The organism is Enterococcus faecium (assembly GCF_029023785.1).
In the GTDB taxonomy this organism is placed as follows: Bacteria; Bacillota; Bacilli; order Lactobacillales; family Enterococcaceae; genus Enterococcus_B; species Enterococcus_B faecium.
Genome location: NZ_CP118955.1, coordinates 453,403 through 473,303, shown reverse-complemented (window position 1 = coordinate 473,303; position 19,901 = coordinate 453,403). Strand labels below are relative to the sequence as shown.

The 19,901-nt window shown below is 38.8% G+C and carries 20 protein-coding genes; 4 read left to right on the top strand and 16 right to left on the bottom strand.

Annotated features, from left to right (window positions below; genetic code table 11):
- Positions 1-19: 19 nt before the first annotated feature.
- The 5 genes from PYW34_RS02240 to PYW34_RS02220 all read right to left on the bottom strand — a co-directional run bounded on the left by PYW34_RS02240 (position 20) and on the right by PYW34_RS02220 (position 3,498).
- Entirely contained in the window at positions 20-421 is a 402-nt protein-coding gene (locus PYW34_RS02240; RefSeq protein ID WP_002286825.1) for an organic hydroperoxide resistance protein, read from the bottom strand.
- Positions 422-506: 85 nt separating this feature from the next.
- Positions 507-713 (bottom strand): hypothetical protein, encoded by a 207-nt coding sequence (locus tag PYW34_RS02235; protein ID WP_002293677.1) that lies wholly within the window; start codon positions 711-713, stop codon positions 507-509.
- A gap of 94 nt (positions 714-807) precedes the next feature.
- Positions 808-2,310 carry a phosphomannomutase/phosphoglucomutase gene (locus tag PYW34_RS02230; protein ID WP_002286827.1) on the bottom strand — a complete coding sequence of 501 codons (1,503 nt, stop codon included), beginning with the start codon at positions 2,308-2,310 and terminating at the stop codon, positions 808-810.
- Between the two features lie 17 nt (positions 2,311-2,327).
- Entirely contained in the window at positions 2,328-2,783 is a 456-nt protein-coding gene (gene argR / locus PYW34_RS02225; RefSeq protein WP_002286829.1) for an arginine repressor, read from the bottom strand.
- A 97-nt stretch (positions 2,784-2,880) separates the two neighbouring features.
- Positions 2,881-3,498 carry a GyrI-like domain-containing protein gene (locus tag PYW34_RS02220; RefSeq protein WP_002293679.1) on the bottom strand — a complete coding sequence of 206 codons (618 nt, stop codon included), beginning with the start codon at positions 3,496-3,498 and terminating at the stop codon, positions 2,881-2,883.
- Positions 3,499-3,718: 220 nt separating this feature from the next.
- On the opposite strand from PYW34_RS02220, the gene PYW34_RS02215 reads away from it, so the two are divergent.
- Both PYW34_RS02215 and PYW34_RS02210 read left to right on the top strand, forming a co-directional pair.
- The gene (locus PYW34_RS02215; RefSeq protein WP_002293681.1) at positions 3,719-5,092 is read left to right on the top strand and encodes an MFS transporter; all 1,374 of its coding nucleotides are present in this window, start codon (positions 3,719-3,721) and stop codon (positions 5,090-5,092) included.
- 74 nt (positions 5,093-5,166) lie between these two features.
- The gene (locus PYW34_RS02210) at positions 5,167-6,279 is read left to right on the top strand and encodes an NAD(P)/FAD-dependent oxidoreductase (RefSeq protein ID WP_002293683.1); all 1,113 of its coding nucleotides are present in this window, start codon (positions 5,167-5,169) and stop codon (positions 6,277-6,279) included.
- Positions 6,280-6,350: 71 nt separating this feature from the next.
- Here the strand turns inward: PYW34_RS02210 and PYW34_RS02205 are convergent, their stop codons facing one another.
- The 7 genes from PYW34_RS02205 to PYW34_RS02175 form a co-directional block, all read right to left on the bottom strand.
- The gene (locus tag PYW34_RS02205) at positions 6,351-7,988 is read right to left on the bottom strand and encodes a phosphoenolpyruvate carboxykinase (ATP) (protein ID WP_002333421.1); all 1,638 of its coding nucleotides are present in this window, start codon (positions 7,986-7,988) and stop codon (positions 6,351-6,353) included.
- Positions 7,989-8,155: 167 nt separating this feature from the next.
- A complete protein-coding gene (locus PYW34_RS02200; RefSeq protein WP_002286836.1) occupies positions 8,156-8,764 on the bottom strand; it encodes a LysM peptidoglycan-binding domain-containing protein in 609 nt (202 codons plus the stop codon).
- Between the two features lie 383 nt (positions 8,765-9,147).
- Positions 9,148-10,299: a tRNA epoxyqueuosine(34) reductase QueG gene (gene queG / locus PYW34_RS02195; RefSeq protein WP_002293684.1), complete on the bottom strand. Its 1,152-nt coding sequence runs from the start codon at positions 10,297-10,299 to the stop codon at positions 9,148-9,150.
- A gap of 18 nt (positions 10,300-10,317) precedes the next feature.
- Positions 10,318-11,070, bottom strand: coding sequence for a hypothetical protein (locus PYW34_RS02190; protein WP_002286840.1), 753 nt, complete (start codon positions 11,068-11,070; stop codon positions 10,318-10,320).
- A 140-nt stretch (positions 11,071-11,210) separates the two neighbouring features.
- Positions 11,211-12,161, bottom strand: a complete 951-nt coding sequence (locus PYW34_RS02185; protein WP_002286843.1) for a metal ABC transporter substrate-binding protein — start codon at positions 12,159-12,161, stop codon at positions 11,211-11,213.
- On the bottom strand, positions 12,162-13,001 hold the full coding sequence (locus tag PYW34_RS02180) for a metal ABC transporter permease (protein WP_002286845.1): 840 nt from the start codon (positions 12,999-13,001) through the stop codon (positions 12,162-12,164).
- Positions 12,998-13,744 (bottom strand): metal ABC transporter ATP-binding protein, encoded by a 747-nt coding sequence (locus tag PYW34_RS02175; protein WP_002293686.1) that lies wholly within the window; start codon positions 13,742-13,744, stop codon positions 12,998-13,000. Before PYW34_RS02175 ends, PYW34_RS02180 begins: the two co-directional genes overlap by 4 nt.
- A 237-nt stretch (positions 13,745-13,981) precedes the next feature.
- Here PYW34_RS02175 and PYW34_RS02170 point away from each other — a divergent pair, with 237 nt between their 5' ends.
- Positions 13,982-15,352 carry an amino acid permease gene (locus PYW34_RS02170; RefSeq protein ID WP_002333422.1) on the top strand — a complete coding sequence of 457 codons (1,371 nt, stop codon included), beginning with the start codon at positions 13,982-13,984 and terminating at the stop codon, positions 15,350-15,352.
- Between the two features lie 54 nt (positions 15,353-15,406).
- Here PYW34_RS02170 and PYW34_RS02165 read toward each other — a convergent pair whose 3' ends face one another.
- The 4 genes from PYW34_RS02165 to PYW34_RS02150 form a co-directional block, all read right to left on the bottom strand.
- The gene (locus tag PYW34_RS02165) at positions 15,407-16,303 is read right to left on the bottom strand and encodes a LysM peptidoglycan-binding domain-containing protein (RefSeq protein WP_002286848.1); all 897 of its coding nucleotides are present in this window, start codon (positions 16,301-16,303) and stop codon (positions 15,407-15,409) included.
- Between the two features lie 113 nt (positions 16,304-16,416).
- On the bottom strand, positions 16,417-16,587 hold the full coding sequence (locus PYW34_RS02160; RefSeq protein WP_002286849.1) for a hypothetical protein: 171 nt from the start codon (positions 16,585-16,587) through the stop codon (positions 16,417-16,419).
- Positions 16,584-17,261 (bottom strand): NAD(P)H-dependent oxidoreductase, encoded by a 678-nt coding sequence (locus PYW34_RS02155; protein WP_002286851.1) that lies wholly within the window; start codon positions 17,259-17,261, stop codon positions 16,584-16,586. Before PYW34_RS02155 ends, PYW34_RS02160 begins: the two co-directional genes overlap by 4 nt.
- A 90-nt stretch (positions 17,262-17,351) precedes the next feature.
- Entirely contained in the window at positions 17,352-18,257 is a 906-nt protein-coding gene (locus PYW34_RS02150; protein WP_002286852.1) for an AraC family transcriptional regulator, read from the bottom strand.
- Between the two features lie 174 nt (positions 18,258-18,431).
- On the opposite strand from PYW34_RS02150, the gene PYW34_RS02145 reads away from it, so the two are divergent.
- Positions 18,432-19,886 carry a glycoside-pentoside-hexuronide (GPH):cation symporter gene (locus tag PYW34_RS02145; RefSeq protein ID WP_002293689.1) on the top strand — a complete coding sequence of 485 codons (1,455 nt, stop codon included), beginning with the start codon at positions 18,432-18,434 and terminating at the stop codon, positions 19,884-19,886.
- The last annotated feature ends 15 nt before the right edge of the window (positions 19,887-19,901 follow it).

Genomic DNA, 19,901 nt, shown 5'->3' with positions numbered 1-19,901 from the left:
TTCGATTTCCTTTATTCTTCTAAACAATCGTTACTTCTACATCGATATTTCCTCTAGTTGCTTTGGAGTAAGGGCAGAATTCATGCGCATCTTCTGCAATTTTTTGGGCTTCTTCTTCGCTGATGCCATCGATATGCACTTCTAATACTACACCGATCTGATAGCCGCCATCATCTAAATTATAAAGAGAGACACGTGCTTTTACTGTGGACTCTGCTGTCATTCCTGCTTCTTTGATCATATGTTGTACCGCCCCATTGAAACAAGAAGCATAACCTGCTGCAAATAATTGTTCTGGATTTGTTCCTTCTGCATGGATTCCTGGAGGAGTGATTTTCATATGCATCGAGCCATTTGGTGCCTCGACTTCTCCATTGCGCCCGCCATGGTTGATCATTGCTGTTTCGTATGCTTTTTTCATTGTACTGCTCCTTTCGATTGACCATTTGCTACTTGGCTATAATTATAGTGTATGACAAGTAAGGCGCTTTCTACAAAAATTCTGCTTATTCGAATACCAGAATGCCGTCTTCTACTATTTTTCCAAAAAACAAAAAAATACTACTCGTGAACAACAGCGTCATATTTGTTCCAAAATAAATAGCAATCTTTTCTACATAATCTTTTATATGATTGATTTTAAGATACATATATACCAGAAAGTTGACCCCATAAACCAATACTGTTAAAAAAATAACCATATTCGTTACCATTTTTTCCTCCTTTTGCTGGTCTCCCTACCAGCACTCGATTTAACCATACCACTTTTTTTGCCGTCCAAGCAACTAGCCTTTCAAAAAGACTGGTTTATTCTGCTGTTAATGATTCAAGATCAGAAAAATGTCCGAATAATTTTGCTAATTTTACTAACGCCAACTTGTTCTTTCCGAATTCATCATTTTCTATCTGTAATACTAGTAACGGCTCATGTAAGCTTAAACGGATCAAAAACCAGCCGTTTCCGTATGGCTCTTCTAGATCATATCGAATACCTTCTTCATTTTCCGGGTCGAAATTCATCCCTTTTTCTTCTTCCAACAGTCGCTTCATTTCTTCTAATATCTTGTTTCCTTGTTCGCGTGGTTCATCGCTGAACAATTTTAATCGGATTTCTTGTACTTCTACGGGCTGTTTCAACTCTTTGATTTGTTCATCTAATGTGATACCTTTTCTTTTTAATTCTGGCAAAAGCATCAGGATCTTTGCGATGACATATGCACCATCATCCAGAAAATAGTTTTCCTTGAATGCAGCGTGTCCGCTTGTTTCGATGGCTAGCTGTGTATCTTTCCCAAGACGGTTAAGTTCTAATGCTTTATTGATTACATTTCGATAGCCGGAAATATAACGAACTTGGATGCCTCCTTTTTCTTCAATGAATCTTTGTAGATGAGAAGAAGTAGGGGAATTCGTCACGATTCTTGTTCCTGGATGCTCTTTTAATACGATTGTACTTAATACTGCGATCAAATTATTTCGATTGATCACTGTTCCAGAAGCACTGACAACTGCAGAACGATCCACATCTGTATCGAAAATGATCCCAAGATCTGCTTCATTTGCTAAAACAGCCTGCTTGATACTTTCCATCGCTTCTTTATTATCAGGATTTGGGATATGATTAGGAAATCGGCCATCTGGTTCCAAAAATTGGGAACCTGTTGAATCCGCACCTAAGCTATTCAATACTTTTTCAGCAAAGAATCCACCAGCACCATTTCCGGCATCAACAATGATTTTCCAACCATTTAGTGGTTTGCTTTCTAGTGTTCCAATCCCCTTTTTAATTTTTGTGACTAAATCTTGCGCATAAGGTGTCAAAAGGTCTGCTTTTTCTACGCTTCCAGTTTGTTCGCTTTTTATTTTTTGCTGCTGTGATAGGATAAAAGCAATATCTTCTTTTTCTGCTCCTCCTTCTGAGGTAAAGAATTTTATTCCATTATAATAATAGGGAAGATGGCTAGCAGTCAGCATAACCGCAGCATCGCACGAGAACTGTTCAAATTGAGTGGACATAAACATAGCAGGCGTAGTAGCTAATTCGAAATCGATGACATGTATCCCTTGTTCTTTCAGACTTTGGATCAACGCCTCTTTCAGTGCTGGTCCGCTTATCCTACTGTCATGACCAATCCCAATCGTCCATTTTTTATTTGGATCGGTTGATTTCTTCTTTTTCTTTATCCAGTTTGCTAGTCCCCAGCCGATCTTTTTTACCATGTCTGTCGTCAAGTTTACTTCATATCCTTCAACTGGTAATGCGATTCCTCGAATATCCGATCCATTTTGCAGCGCTTTCATATCTTTCATATAAAAGTCCTCCTCATTTATTCCCTCATTTTTTCCAGCTTTTCTGCAAATCGCTGTGCTTCTTCTTCTGAGCGGCAAATAATAATGAATGTATCTACACCGGCCATCGTTCCGACAACTTCAGGGTAAGCCACTTCATCTAGCCAATTCGTTACCACATCGGCACCATTTCGTTCAGTCAATACGATAACCATGAACTGAACAGACTGGATACGCAAAACCTCGCGTCTAATTGCTGTACGCAAACGTTCTTCATTTAAAGAAACAGATGGCTGGTTAAATAATGTATAGCGTACTATTTTGTTTTCATTTTGACTTTTTACTAACTTCATTTCTCGAATGTCTCGAGAAATCGTTGCTTGAGTCACATCGGCGCCTGCTTCATGCAGCCGCGCAAGCAGCTCTTCCTGTGTCCCAATAGGTTGTTCTGTAATGATCTGGCGGATCAGTGCTTGTCGCTGTTTCTTTTTCATATTAGACACCTCTCAATGTTGATTATAGCAAAAGATAAGTAATATTTCTTCATATTTTGGTATTTTTTACTTTTATTTTTTGTTTTCATTCAGGTTGCTAACCTTTTTCTATTTTAACACGCAAAATCGTCTTCATTTTTTCAGGTGCTGATTTTCTTGGATCGCTGATGTAAATCTCTTTGTGTTCTTTAGAAGCTCTTTCATAGCCTTCTTTTGCGATGAATGCTTCTAATTTCTCAAACGTTGCAGGTTCTTCGGCATAGGGCCCGACGTGTAAGATTTGGGCACAAAGACCTTCTTCCATCTTTTTGAATACTACTTGTTCTTTCAAGTCTTCCGGAAGTTTGCTAGAACGCTGAATGGCTTCTTGTGCTATCGCTTCTGTAACAAAGTCAGGCTGTCGGATCATCAATTGATAAGAAAAATGTTCTTTTTTCATCACTGGTTCATGCAAATACTTTTCTTGCAGTCCCCATTGTCCTTCCAGTGGATAGACAGTATACATCTGATAATCAGGAATCAGCCAATTTTTTTTAGGCGACATGCGTATTGCATAGCTGACTGCATATAGACAGGCTACTCTTCGTTTAAAGTCTTCCTGATTCGGGTCGCCGATCCCTCTGATGCTAAAGAATGGTTTTTTAGGAACCTCTAGTATTTGCGGGCTTTTTTTCATACTATAGCTCTTGTCTTTACGCCATTCAATTTTTTCCATTTTTCTTCCTCCGCGAAATTCCATTTAGTTATTTATTATCATACCTCTTTTTGAGTGACTTGGCTAATCGTGTTGACACTATTTTTCAGTTTGTGCTAGAATAAGTGAAGTAAATAAATCGTACAGATAACACGTTTCGGCGTGTCGAGAGAGAGGCGGTTTCTATTTTTATAATAGAAATCACTCTCTTTTTTTACGAAATTTTTTAGAGGTGATGTAAATGACAAAACAAAAACAGCTGCTTTTAGTACCTGCAGTAATTGCAACAGGGATGATGTCTTTTGCGGGCGTATTGATCGAGACGGCCATGAATGTAACTTTCCCAACTCTTATCAGACAGTTTGATTTAACGACTGCACAAGTCCAATGGGTAACAACGATTTATCTTTTGATGATTTCGATCATTGTTCCGCTGTCTACTTATTTGAATCGCAATTTTAGTCTCAAAAAACTCTTTTTAGCTTCAAATCTGCTTTTCTTGGCAGGTATAATGATCGATTTCTTCTCTCCTACCTTCATGGTCCTATTGTTTGGTCGATTGCTCCAAGGTGCAGCGACAGGTATCGCTCTTCCGTTGATGTTCCATATTATCTTGACATTTGCCCCCCTCAATCGACGAGGCGCGATGATGGGTGTCGGTACTTTGACAACGGCCATTGCTCCAGCAATTGGCCCCACTTATGGAGGCATTATGACTTCACATTTTACATGGAATCATATCTTCCTGTTTCTTGTGCCCGTTTTGATTCTTTCTTTGATTATCGGCTGGTTTGCTATTCCCGAGATGGCAGTACAAAAAAGTGGTTATTTGGATTGGATAAGCGTTTTAGGAATTTGTCTTTTGTTTAGTGGAAGTCTAACATTTTTGAGTACGTTGGGAACAGTTTCCAGCTGGATTGCTTTAATCATCGGCGGTATTGGCTGGTTCCTTTTTTACTATCGAAGTAAAAAAGTGGAGCATCCACTGATCCGACTGTCTATTCTTTCAAATAAAACATTCCGCTTGTTTTTGATTGGCTTCTTAGTTTATCAGTTTTTATTACTTGGTGTATCTTTTGTCTTGCCGAATTTCCTTCAGATCGTTCAAGGAAGTAGTCCTTTTGTCGCTGGATTAGCGATGCTTCCCGGCGCAGCGGTTGGTGCTTTGCTTTCTCCTTTTTCCGGGAAAATGCTGGATCAATATGGTCCGAAGAAGCCAATTTTTGCTGGGCTGATTCTTTCTTTGATTGGTTGGCTAGCATTATTCCTACTCATAGGACACGCTTCAGTGGGTGTATTGATTGCTTGTCATGTGTTTTATATGATCGGTATCGGATTATCTTACAGCAATATGATGACCACCGGAATGAATGCACTGAATGAAGAACTACAAGGAGACGGGAACGCAATGTTCAATACCTTGCAGCAGTTTTCTGGCGCTGTGGCTACTTCATTAGTAGCGGTCATTATCAATTACGTCCAGCATCATACTTCCCATAACTATGAAGTGTCTACTACATTAGGATCAAAAGCAGCATTAGGCGTCTTGTTGCTGTTGCTTCTCGTAAGCTTTGCTCGATTCGCCTATTATCTGTTCTTTGCTAAAAAAGCGTAGATTCCATATACGGCAGGTGTTGCATCTGCCGTTTTTTTGTGTGAAAATGGTTGTTTGTAAAAGGAGGCTTTTTTATGGAAAAAATTGCCATTATCGGTGGCGGGATCATTGGTATGACCCTAGCCAGTTACTTAGATACATCAAAATTCAATGTTGCTTTATTTGATGAAGGGACAGGACAGGCAACTAAAGCTAGCGCTGGGATTATCTCCCCTTGGTTGTCGAAACGCAGAAACAAACAATGGTATCGTCTGGCTAAAGACGGCGCTGCTTTTTTCCCTAAACTTATAAAAGATTTCCAACTTGATCAAACGATTTACGCACAATCAGGGACACTTTTGCTTCGACCTGAAAAAGATTTAGCTGAATTGGCTGTTCTTGCCGAGAAACGAAAAGAAGAAGCGCCAGAAATTGGAAACATCGAATGGCTTTCACCTGAACAGACATCTCAAGCACTTCCGTTATTGAAACCAGCAGTTTCACTGCGTATCAGTGGTGGTGGTCGTCTGGATGGAAAAGCATATTTAGAACATCTTGGTCAGCGTTTAGCACAAAAACAAATGGAGCAGATCCAGGCAAAAGTCACTTTGCATAAGAAGAGCGATTCTTGGCTCATCAAGGGACCGTTTGGAGAATACACAGCTGATCGTGTAATTTTGACACCTGGCCCGGCACTTAAGCCTTTATTACAAGAATTAGGCTATGCTGCAGATATACGTCCGCAAAAAGGGCAGCTCTTAGCATTTCAGACATCTTATAAGATGAGTCAAGACTGGCCTGTTGCTATGCTTGACGGAGAAGCTGATTTCATTCCTTTCATGGATGGAAAGATCCTTTTAGGTGCTACCCATGAAAACGATCAAGGCTGGGATTTGGCTCCTACTAGCGAAGCTTATAAGGGATTGACTAAGAGTACAGAACAGTTCTTGACTGATCCAGATCAGATAAAAAACTGGCCATACGAGTTCCGTGTAGGTACCCGTGCTTATACGTCAGATTTTTCCCCATTTTTTGGCGTACTGCCAGATGATCCAAGCTTACTGGCTGCTAGCGGTCTAGGCTCTTCTGGCTTGACCACAGGTCCTTATATCGGCTATCTATTAGCCAACTTCTTAAATACTGGTCATTGGTCTACGGAAGATTATCAAAAGGACATCTCCACCTATATTACGAAAAATCCATCATAGAAAAACAGCTTTTTCAAGTAAGGATCCCGAGCGATATTGCGCATGGATTACTTCTTGAAAAAGCTGTTATTTTAGTTCAATTTCTGAATCAAATTCTCCAAACTTTCTTTTGCTTCATCTAGCAAGAGATCTTTTCCTATCTGAGCTTCAATGAATCGTAAACGAATATCAAGTCGTTGTTTCACCAGATTTTTATAGGACGTATCCTCAAAAGAAACAGGAAAATCTGGTATAGGTAAATAGTGGATGTCTTCAAATGGACCAAACGACTTGAATTCTGCCGTTTGTTGCACGATTCTTTCAACGATTGACAATGTCGTTTCAGGTTTGATTTTTTTATCATCGAAATATCCAGTATTCAGGACATAGCAGGCTGTTTGCTGTTTCAAAAACAACTCTCGAAAAGCTTGATAGTCTTCCCTAAGAGGATAGACACGGAAAGGATTAGCAAATGGTTCAATGACTAGCTCATCTAGCTGTCTTTTTGTAGTGATATTTTCCGCGTCTGATCGTTTTGTTGCTAATGTTGCACCAAAAGACGCTGCTAAAACTGGGTCATTGATCTTGATAATTGGCGGAAGCGAATCATCTTTCATGATCCAAAAAACAGCATCGATCTTTTCGCTAAGATGATCGACTCGGTCGGGTGTCGCATAACGTGATTTGACTGTCCGCCCATTTCCGTTTCGTATATCTCCTGTTACTAGGACTTTTTCTCCTTTACTTGTACATGTCACGCCCACATTCTGACAAGTAAGGAAAGAAGAAATGGCCGGATCATCAGACGGATAGTCTTGTGTTTTATCAAAGTAAGAAGGTTCCAAGGCAGTAGCAAAACCATTTTTTCGAGAAATAACGAAAGCATCGTCATGCAAGATCGAAACAGAGTGACCTTCCGTATGTTTTGCTAAGGTAATCGTTGATTTTCCAGAACCGGACAACCCAAATACAGCCATCGTATAGGTCTGGTCATTACTAGCATATTGTTTCATCCCACCGTGGCAGGCAATAAAGCCATTGCGATTTCCCAATGCCCAAGCAAGCGTCAAAGTCGCTTTTTTTAATTCTCCAAAGTAACGTAATCCTAGCACAGCCGCTGTATTATGGAGAGCATCAAACAAAATGAGTCCATTTGGAAATGTTTCATGTGTCCATTCGGGATCACAAAAGATATAAAGATCTCCCTCATCAAAGGAAACAGACTTTTGATAAGTCTCTAAGATCTTCGAATTCGCTGGCTGAAAATTCAGCAAATAAGAATACAAATTGTTCTCAAATCCTTCTGGAATCAGCAAATGACTTTGCACAGAAAATTCTTCAGATAGGCCAACGATTACTTTTGTATGGTAAAACTGGCGCTTGCGACTTTGATACACAGCTTCTCTTAAAATTTTCTCGTATTTGCTTTGTTCCTTGTCTAAGTCCTCAAAGATCCGCCGAGCACTTGCTGTTCTTCCCACAATGCTTCCATCATTGAATACTAGTGTCCTAACATCAGCTGGTAAATCTAGTTCTTCAGCATGTGAGATTGTTAAATCTGTGATGATCGTTCCTGGACTCCCTTTTGCTAGTTGATAAGCTGTCTTCCTGTCAAAAACTTCATGAACATTATTACCGTAAAATGTCGTTTCTACAATCGATCGAATACTGGATAACAGTGGATTTCCACTTGTGATTTCGTTTAATTCGAGACTCTCTTTTGTACTCATGGCTCCTCCTCATTCCCTAAACAAAAAAACGTTTTCTTTATTATACATTATTCGAGTTTTTATTTGTACTGCTGCGCTGTGGGAAGCAAACGAGTTATTTTTCACACAAAAAAACCGAGAACTTGAATAAACAAGTTTCTCGGTTTCATCATTTTCCTTTTATCGGCTTAGTACCAGCCGTTTGCTAACCAGAATGTTTTAGCAGCATCCCATGAACCATAACGAGATGTTACATATTGTTCTGCTACACGTTCTTGATTGGCAGCTGAATAGTCGCCGTTTAAGTATGAAGCATCTAATTGATAACGGCCGATGTAACGTCCGTTAGTAGCTGTGTATGAACCGCCTGATTCTTTTTGTGCGATCCATTCTTTTGCAGAGCTTGAAGTTGGCGCTGTTGCAGCAGCTGGGGCAGCAGGAGCTACTTCAACTGTTTCAACAGGTGCAACGTATGTATGTTCTTGCGTTGCTGTTTCAGTTGTAGATGCTGTATTTTCTGTTGTTTTGTTTTCTGTTGTTGCTGAAGAATCATTTGAAGTTGGGATTGTTAATTGTTCACCAACATAAATGCGGTTGATGTTTGCGATCGAATTTTTTTCAGCAATTGCATCGATCATTGAGTTGTCTCCTGCAAATTTTTGTGAGATCTTAGATAATGAATCACCTGATTTTACTGTATAAACTTCATCAGCGTGAGCATTTGTAGTTCCTACAAACATTGCAGTAGCACCAGCAGCAAAAGTTGTACCTAAAACAATTTTCTTAAATGAATTCATATTAAACTCCTTTTTTTCTCCGTTTTTTATTCTTTCGACGCTATTAACTTTATCATTTAGAAATATTTCATAGGTAAAAGAAACATGACATTTAATGACAAAATAACGAATTATTTAATATTTGTAACATTTAAACAAATATTTTTTTGATACAAAACCATAAAAGCCTTGTTGTATAAGCAAAGTAATCGTTTTTCTATGTTTTTTTATTTTTGAATGAAAAACGCAGATTCTGTAACATTCACTGCAATAATCCATAAAAAAAAGCAAAAAAATTTTTGATTTTTATCAAATTCTCTTAAAAAAATGTAAAAAATACAAAAAAACCAGTAATTGTTACAACAATTACTGGACAAAAACTTTGAATAATGTTAACTATTTTTTTATTTTAACTTTCTCCGCAATAATTTCTGGGCATGTTCCAATTCGTTTATAACGACTTCTTCTGTTTCTTTAGCTAATATTTCATCTAATACATCAAGCCATTTTTCCGGTTCTTTTGTTCCTAGACGTCCAATAGCCCAAGCTGCTGTTCCTCTGATGACAGGGCGGACATCTGTTAAACATTCTGAAATCTCAGGCAATGCCGTTCGATCACCTAGATTAGCTAAAGCAATCAATGCGTTTCTCTGCAAAGGTTTCTTCCCACGCCATGAACCAGCTAAATGCCCAAATTGCTGTTTGAAGTCTTTATTAGACATCGAAAGCATTGGCTTTAATTTTGGATATACTTCGTCTACTTTTGGTTCCATCTCTTCATGAAAATGAAAATCTTTTCCTTGATTGTAAGGGCAGACTAACTGGCAGATATCACATCCATAAATGACATTTCGCATTTTTTTACGATATTCTTCCGGCATCATCCCTTTTGTCTGAGTTTGATAAGACAAACATCGCTGGGCATTCATTCTTCCGTCACCAAGCAATGCTTTTGTCGGACAAGCAGTCACGCAGCGCATACAGTCACCGCAACCAAATTCTCCTGGTTTATCAGGCTCAAATACAATATTAGTAACGATCTCACCAAGATAGACAAATGAACCGAACTCTTCAGTGATCAACAATCCGTTTCGTCCAATAAATCCTAAACCAGCTCGCTGTGCTACAGCGACATCGATCAGTTCTCCAGTATCTACTTGCGGAGCTAGACGCCATTCCTCTTCTTTTTGCCATTTTTCTGCTCTTGTTTGGATGAATTCGATCAATCGGTTCAAACGGTCTCTGAGTATATCATGGTAATCGATCCCCCAAGAAGCACGAGCAAACTGCCCGCGTTTTTCATCCCTAGGCACTTCTTCATGGATCCTAGTAGGATACGCAAGTGCAATGGAAATGATCGATTTCGGCTGATCAAATGTCATTTCTGGATAAAGACGCTCATCGATATTTGGATGTTCAAAGCCAGAAGTATGGCCAGCTGCTTTTTGTTCTTCCAACGATTCTTTTAATGAATCAAAAGGTTCCGCCGTGGTGAACCCGATTTTGTCAATTCCTAATCGTTTGCTTTCTTGTATGATTTCTTCTTTTAATGTCATGGTCTTCCTCGCTTGCTGTTAACGGCTGTATAACCCATAATATAGTTTTTCTTTTTTCAGCTGGACAAACTGGATCTGCTGATCGGCAATCTTCTTTTCTTCCATCCATTTTTTTCTTGCAGCAAATACTTCCCAATAATTTGTTGAAATTAATTTTCTTTTGTTATCTAATGCATTAAAAAAATTCAATGAAACTGGTTTTGTACTTAACAGTTCATGGAGCCTTACCTCTTCCCATGGCGAAAACTCAGACAGATCGCGGGAATACAATACTTCTTCATAGAGATTTTTTTGCTGTGTGTACGTGAATGTTTGCGGGATTTTCCCAGGCCTAGCAATTTCTACTAGACGATTATAAAACATATTCATTAATTTGCTGTTGGCAATAAATTGACTTTTATAATAGGCCGACTGGATCTTTTTGATTACTCCTTCTGCTTTGATGACTGAAAATAATGCAGGCCATGCTTTGACGGTTATTTCGTCGTTTTGTTTAACTAATACGCCAGGTGTGAAGCCGACTGGAGAAAGGAACACAAAATAACCGATACCGGTATTTTCATCTAAAGGCTGAAATTCATCAAACAACCATTTGCCTATGTACAGCTCTTCATCTGGTTCTGTTGTCTCATTTTGATTTGCTATGAATAATTTAGCTAATTCTGCTTCAAGAAATTGAAGGTCTTGATCCTTGTCGGTATTTTCCTGCTGGCTGATCAATCGAAAGACTTCTTCTTTAATCGTATATTTATCTTTACGTGTAAAATTCATAGCCACACCTTCCTTCCTTACTCTAACTATAACGGAATTTCTTCAAAAAAGGTATCTGTACGACGAAAAACAGCATAATTTTTTTTCATATCTCTTATAAAAAATGCAAGGTCTGCTCCTCAAGCTAGACCTTGCACTTTTCAGCTTTCTTTTGTTTGTGACAAACCTTCATGGATCGTTTCAATATTCCATTTCATCATCTGATAGTAAGAATCTCCTTGTTCTCCTTCTTTTGCTATGGAATCAGTGAACAGTTTATCATAGATTTTCAAACCCGTTTCTTTTGCTACCCGTTCCATGCTTCTTGAGTCTACACTGGTTTCCACGAATAAAACCGGTACTTCTTTTGCTCTTATCTGATCAATGATCGCTTTCATTTGATCAGGCGTACCTTGACTTTCTGTATTGATCTCCCATATATAAGCTGCTGGCAAATCATATGCTCGTGAAAAATACTTGAATGCCCCTTCACTTGTTACTAATAATTTTTTGTTCTCTTCGATAGAAGCAAAACTTTCCTTCGCTTGTGTATCTAATTCTTTTAGTTTTTCCACATATGCTTCTGCATTTTTTTTATAGAGTGTCGCATTTTCTGCATCTTTTTCAGAGAATATACGTGCGATTTCCTCCACATATTTTATTCCGTTAGATAGGTCTAGCCAAGCATGGGGATCTGCTTTTGTATGTTCTTCACCGCTAGTTAAATAAAGAGGTTCTACATTTTTGCTAACTGCAAAATAATCTTTTCCTTCTTCTTTTTTAGCCGTTTCCATCAAGTTATCGAACCAGCTGTTACCTGTTTCAAGATTCAAACCGTTGTATAAAATAACATCTGCATCACTTGCCTTTTTGATGTCTTCTGGTAGTACTTCATATTCATGCGGATCTGTTCCGACTGGTACGATACTGTGGATATCTATTTGATCTGTTCCGACCTCTTTTGCCATGTCCGCCAAGATCGAATTGGTAGCCACGACTGACAACTTTTCTTTACTTCCTTCATCCGCTTGGTCAGAAGCCTGCTTTCCGCAACCGGCTAATACCAAGAAACTAACTGCCAAGATTAAAAAGAGTGATTTTTTTGTTTTCATCTATCTGCTTCCTTTCTGAAATAAAATTCCTTTTGTTGGAGAAAATAAAAAAGCAAGGATAAAAAATGCGGTACATGCTAACACGATCGTAGCTCCTGATGGCCAATTGTAACTATAACTGAAAAACACACCGACAACTGCACTTAGCATACCGATTCCTGCAGCTGTAATGATCATTTTCAGTAAATGGTTCGTTAGCAAGTAAGCCGTGGCGGCTGGTGTGATCAACATGGCAATCACCAAGATTGTTCCTACTGTCTGTAAACTGACTACAGCCACTAATGTCAAAAAGAACATCAAAAGATAATGGATCAGCGATGTGTTCAGCCCATAAGCTTTTGCCATTGTCGGATCGAATGATGTGATCTTCAATTCTTTATAAAAGAAAAAGACAAATATCAAGACGATTCCACTAACGAGTGCTGTCAGCAACAAATCGCTTTCCCTAACAGCTAAGACATTCCCAAATAAAATATGATACAAATCTGTCGCACTCTGGGCATATGAAATCAAGATAATCCCTAATGCAAAAAAGGAGCTAAAGACAATTCCAATCGCTGTATCATTTTTCAATCGGCTCCGCTGAGTCACGAAACCAATCACTGCTGCTGTTAGCATCCCAAAAGCAGTGGCTCCAAAGATGTAACTAAAACCAAACATATAAGAAATGGCTACACCTGGAAGAACTGCGTGAGAGATAGCGTCTCCCATCAAAGACATCCCTCGTAAAATAATAAAAGAACCGATGACTCCAGAAGCAAGTCCTACAAGCATGGAAGTGACCAAAGCGTATTGCAGGAATTGATAATTCATTAATCCATCAATAAAGGATTGGATCATTTTTTCTCTCCTCCTTTTACTAAATGTCTGATGATCTCACCATAGGCCAATTGAAGGTTCTTCGATGTAAAGACTTCTTGTACTGGACCGGAAGCGATCAGCTGTTTATTTAAAAGAATAACCTCATCGAAATATTCTTCTACTTTATGAAGATCATGATGGACGATCAAAATCGTTTTTCCTGAATTCTTCAATTCCTGCAAGATGTCAAAGATCTTTCGTTCACTTAACGCATCAATCCCTACGAATGGTTCATCTAAAAAGATCCATTCTGCTCCTTGGGCTAGAGCTCTTGCAATAAAAACTCTCTGAAGCTGTCCACCCGATAGTTCGCTGATCTGTCTTTTGGCATATTCTTCCATCCCTACTTTTTTCAAAGCTTGTCTTGCACGTTCTTTTTCTTTTTTCCCAGGTCTTTGTCCAATTCGTAAAGATGGATATGTTCCTAAAAGTACAACGCCTAATACATCAATTGGAAAGGAAAGATCCAATTCACTTCGCTGTTCCACGTAGGCTATTTTTTTACGGACTGAGTTTACCGGCTGTCCAGAAAAGGTGACTTTACCAGTAGTAGCTGGTATCAACTCTAGCAAAGATTTCATAAATGTTGATTTTCCTGCACCGTTTGGTCCGATAATACCGGTAATTTTTTGTGGATTTATCGTCAAGTTGATAGTTTTCAAAACAGTTTTCCCTTGATAAGCGGCTGAAAGGTCTTGAATTACAATGGCCGTACGTTCCAAATCTTACACTCCTTTTTAGGTTTACCTAACTTTTTATTTAAATATAGTTTAACTAAAATGGAAAGCATTTTCAAGTAGAATGATGAAAAAGTTTTTTTCGAATTTTCCTCGCATTTTATGAAAATTTTCTGTAGAATCACATCAAGAGTTCAATAAGGCTAACCTAATAATGAAAAACATGTGTTGAAACGTTTGATTATTTTTTCTTGTTGACTCAACAACGAAAGGAGTTTTTGTATGGAAGAAAAAAAGTTAACTCGAAGTCTTAGTGCCCGTCATATCCAAATGATCGCACTAGGTGGAACGATCGGTGTCGGTCTGTTTATGGGTGCCTCCTCAACCATACGTTGGACAGGGCCCTCAGTGATGGGAGCCTATGCGATTGCAGGATTCTTTTTGTATTTGATTATGCGTGCTTTAGGCGAAATGCTTTACGTTGATCCTTCGACTGGTTCTTTTGCAAATTACGCGAGCGAGTACATCCATCCTGTGGCTGGCTACTTGACCGCTTGGAGTAATATTTTTCAATATATTGTCGTAGGAATAAGTGAAGTGATTGCTGTAGGATCTTATATGAATTATTGGTGGCCTGATTTGCCGGCAATTATTCCCGGAATCATTGTCGTCTTGTTTCTTATGCTGGCAAATCTTATTTCTGTCAAGGCGTTTGGCGAATTAGAATTTTGGTTTTCGATCATCAAAGTCATAACGATCATTTTGATGATCATTGCAGGTCTTGGGGTAATCTTATTTGGATTTGGTAATCATGGTCAGGCAGTAGGGATTTCAAATCTTTGGAAAAATGGTGGATTCTTCACTGGAGGCGTCAAAGGATTTTTCTTTGCATTATCGATCGTTGTTGCTTCCTATCAAGGAATCGAACTGATCGGAATGACTGCTGGTGAAGCAGAGAATCCTAAAAAGACGATCATTGAAGCTGTCCAGTCCACTATCGGTCGAATCTTGATTTTTTATATTGGTGCTATTTTTATCATTGTGAGTATCTATCCGTGGAATCAATTGAGTGAGATTGGTTCACCTTTTGTACAAACTTTTTCTAAAGTCGGCATTACATTTGCTGCAGGACTGATTAATTTTGTCGTGATTACAGCGGCATTATCAGGTTGCAATTCAGGGATTTTCAGCGCAAGTCGTATGGTCTATACACTTGCCATAAATGGAAAGATGTCTAAAAAATTTCTGAAACTATCTCGTCACGGTGCGCCTTTTTATCCTGTCGTAGCAATCTCAGGTGGAATCTTAATTGGTCTGATCTTAAATTATCTTCTACCAATGTTCATCAACCAGTCAGAAAATATTTTCGTTTTCGTATACAGCTCAAGTATTTTGCCTGGTATGGTTCCTTGGGTAGTGATTTTGATCAGCGAGATTCGCTTCAAAAAGAAGCACGCAGATAAAATGCATGATCATCCTTTTAAAATGCCACTATCTCCTTATACGAATTATGTGACACTTGCTTTTTTAGCTATCGTATTGATTTTCATGTTTATCAATCCTGAAACGAGAATCTCATTGATTATTGGACTCGTTTTCTTGCTTTACATGACGATCCATTACTTTGTACGCGAAAAAAGAACCGGAAAATAAAAAAAGAACGAAGCTTCACCTTAGTGGAAGCTTCGTTCTTTTTTATTGCTTTTATCAATTCAATTTTAGCGTCTCACCGGGAGTCAGGAAATAATTCTCCATGCTCATCCCATTCAGCGACAAGATCGTTTCTACTGGTACGCCAGTTCGTTCGGCTATTTGATTTGGACCTTCTCCTTCCAAAACTACGGTTGTCGCAGCCTGTGAAGTCGCGCTGTTGGTATTAGTTTCAGAGGAATCTGTTGTGTCTTGTGTTGTTCGAGCTTGCATTTCAGAAGCTTCTACCGACTCTGCTGTCTCAGAATCAGAAGATGTTGTGTCTTGTGTGCTTGTTGACTCTGCTTGAAGAGAGGCGCTAGTCTGCAAATAAATATCGGAAATCTTAGCGACATGATTCGTATAATTAGCCGATAATTGATTGATCAAAGTATCTAAGTCTACACCGTCTTTATTTTCTGCTGCCTGATACGCTGCACGTAATTTTCTGATCCCTTCGTCGGAGATTGCTTGAAGCTCACGTGCTTTTTGGTTAGCAACTGCTGATAAACCAGCTATTCCCTCTTGATTTCCCTGAATTTCTGTCTGGTATTCTTCAATCAATGCAGGCGTCTTTTCTTCGATCTTTTTCGAATAATCATTTACGATTGCTTGAAGTTGCTCTGGCAAACCATTTGCTGTTTTTTCTTCAGAAGTTTGTGTCTCTTTTGTTTTAGTTGATGACTCACTTGTTTGTTTCGTCTCTGTTTTCTTTGTCGTTGTTTCCGTTATGGTCGTACTTTTCGCTTCTGACGAATTTTTTCCATGAAAATATAGACCCGCAACTCCTCCTGCTATGATCAAAAACACGGCAACTGCTGCCCCAATCATGATCATCCGCTTACGAGCTGCCTGTTTTTGCTGTCTTCTTCGGGTCATCCGAACATTTTCTCCCCACTCATTTTCATCATACATTTTTTTCACCACCAATTTTTATGTATAATAGCGTTATCAAACGCTTCATATTCTTATTGTAGCAAATAATTGTCGCTGTGCACATTTTTATCTTTGTTATTTATAAGAAAATTTCACCAGTTGAGATGATTCCAAGATTGTCCGTCGATTTCTCCTTGCAGCTGCATTGTTCGTTCGTCTATCTCAGCCATCAGTTTCTTTATTTCATATAAGAGCGCACGGTCTTGATATTCTGATTTTTCGCTTAATTCATCTAATTGTTGGATCAGCCAATCATTTGTCATAATGAAGTTCCTTTCATTTCTTGCAGTGTAAAGGTCAAGTCTTCGATCTGCTCTTTTGCCTCAGTCAGTGCTTCTACGATATATGCTTGTTTTTCAGATTCTTCTTCCTGCATTTTCTGATTTTCCTGTACTCTTTGAATAAACCAGTCAATCCGCTGAGTCAGCGATGGTTTGCCTTCCAATGAGAGATACTGCTGATAAGCAATTAGCTTCTCCCAACGTTTTTCCTGGGATAAATACATAAATTGTGCTAAAACGAATGGCGGAAGATAGGTCATATGGAATTTATTTGCGATTCGCTGATACGGCCTCAAAAATTCGGAAATCGTATATTCTTCTTTTCCTCCAGCTTGGTATTCTTTTTCCGCCACACCTGTTGTCAATACGATTCCTAGTTCTTTCCCTTTTAATACATGTGCTGCTCGTTCCAAGACATTATCTTGCCAAATTTTTAAATGAGCAGGAGAACTATACCAGTAAAACGGAAACTGGAAAATGATCCGATCATGCTGGGCCAAGAGCTGTAGTTCAGTCTCTATATCTATTTTTCCGTCTGGATAACTTGATTCCAAATGATGCCAAGTAGCTGGTAAACCAGCAGAAGCTTCTTTGAAAAATTGCTGATTTAAAGATTCTTCGATCGTTGGATGGCTAATGATGATAAGTGTACGCATCCCTTTTCCTCCTTTTTAGTCTTCGCTTTACAGTGTAGCATAACCGCCACAAGTTTCTTTTGCCGATGCTTGTCATTTTAACCAGACTAATCAGGTTGTCCAAGAAACTGCGGTTTGTTTTTCCAACTGTTTTTTCAAGGTATCCAAAGCAATATTCTTAAAATTTTCGTTTTTCATACGTTTACGATAGTTCGTAGCCGTTTCTCCGGTACTCTTTTTGAACATTCGGCTAAATACGACTAGACTATTGAACCCTACTTGATAGGCAATACTTTCCACGGATTCATCCGTCAGAGAAAGAAGAAACGCCCCTCGATTGATCCGTACCCCGATCAAATATTCCTTGATACTGGTACCCATATGATTTTTGAATACTCGCGACAAATGGCTCCGATTGACCGCTAAATGCTGGGCGATTTCCTCAACAGACAATTTTTCAGCATAATGTGCCTCGATGTATTTGACTGTTTCAACAGCTAAAGAGGAATGAACCTTTTGTACACCACCGCTGACCTTTCCGCCATCTTTTAAAAGGACTGATAAAAAACGGTAGGTTAATGCTGTTAACTGTAATTCATTTTCCAAGGTTTCTTCCGTATCTTTCATGCATTCTAAAATAATGTCGATATATTTTTGTATGTCAGAAGAGACCATCGTGTATTGGTCTTCTCTGAAAAGCGACTGCCGAATGATTTCTTCTGCAGCACTCCCACCAAATGAAAGCCAGCAATACATCCACGGATCTTCTCCATCTGATAAGTAAAACGTCGAGTCTCCTGGACGAATCAAGAACAGATCACCTTTTTTCAATTGGAATTGTTGATTTTTCACATGATAAGATCCTTTGCCTTCCATCACGACATGCAGGATGTAATCATTGCGAATAGCAGGACCAAAAGAATGAAACGGCATCGTTTTAGAGAAACCACAAAAATCAAAATACAATTCTTTTTCTACTTGTTGATGTTCCTTTTTTAAAAAAATCGATTGCTCCACGTCTATCCCTCCTTACTCCTTTAGTATAATGCAACAAAAAGTTAAATAAAAGTCACAGAAATATATTAAAAAGGAAGCGATTTCTTGTTAAGTTTAAGTCATTAAAAGATCTTTGTTATTCGTTGTAACCGGTTTACTTAGTATTATATATTGAACAGGAGAGGAATACAGATTATGAAAAGCAAAATGATCCAACGTGTGTCCTACGCTTTAGGCGCTTTTGGACACGACACATTCTATGTTACATTAAGCACTTATTTTATGGTATTCGTGACAAGCCAGATGTTCGCAGGAACAGATAAGGCAACGAATGCAAAAATGATTGCTACAGTTACAAGCTTAGTTGTAGGTATCCGCTTAGTTGAAATTATTTTTGATCCTTTGATTGGTGGCATCATCGATAATACTCGTACAAAATACGGTAAATTCAAACCATGGTTAGTTATCGGCGGCGTTGTTAGTTCCGTACTCTTGGTAGCAATCTTTACCAATTTCTTTGGCTTAGCTACTCATAATACGACTTTATTTATCATATTATTTGCAATCGTTTTCATCTTATTGGATAGTTTTTATTCATTTAAGGATATCGCTTTTTGGTCAATGATTCCAGCTTTGAGTACGGAAACAAAGGAACGTGAAAAATTTGCTACGTTTGCTCGTTTCGGCTCTTCTCTAGGTGCAAATGGTACTACTCTAGTCGTTGTCCCTATCGTTACTTTCTTTACCTATCTTGTTACTCATAAACATATTGAAGGCGCTTCAGGCTGGTTCTGGTTCGGTGTGATTGCTGCTGTTATTTCAGGCGGTACTGCGATTATCACTGCCTTGGGCACAAAAGAAGTCGATACTGCGATCCGTCAGCAAAATGAAAAAGCTGGGATCAAAGATGTGTTCAAAGCAGTTGCTCAAAATGATCAGTTGATGTGGCTTGCCCTTGCTTATATCGCTTATGCGATTGCCAATGTAGCAACAACTGCCGTATTATTCTACTTCTTCAAATATGTACTTGGCCAACCAACTGAATTTTGGATCGTTGGTCTAGTTGCTGCCTTACTTGGTTTAGTAGCTGTTCCACTATTCCCAATGCTTACACGCGTCATCTCTCGTCGCTACGTTTACCTTGGAGGGATCGCAATGATGATTTCTTCTTACTTTTTCTTTACGATCGCAGGTTCAAGTTTGCCAATCGTTATCATCGGGCTAGTATTGTTCTACTTCCCTCAACAATTGATTTTCTTATCCGCTTTGATGACGATCACAGACTCTGTTGAATATGGTCAATGGAAAAATGGTATCCGTAACGAAGCTGTTACTCTATCAATTCGCCCTTTACTAGATAAAATCGCTGGTGCTTTGTCTAACGGGATCGTAGGGTTTGTCGCTATCGCTTCTGGGATGACTGGTAATGCTACTGCTGCTGATATCACTGCTCATGGCGTAACGACTTTCAAAGCTTATGCATTCTATGCTCCTGCTGCTTTGATGATTTTCTCCGCTATTATTTTTGCTTGGAAGATTACATTGACAGAGAAAAAACATGCACAAATCGTTGAGGAATTGGAAAACAAATTGGCTCCAGCTGATACAATGGAAGATGAACTTCACGATGCAGTAGTTCCTTCCCATTAAGAAAGGATCTTGAAA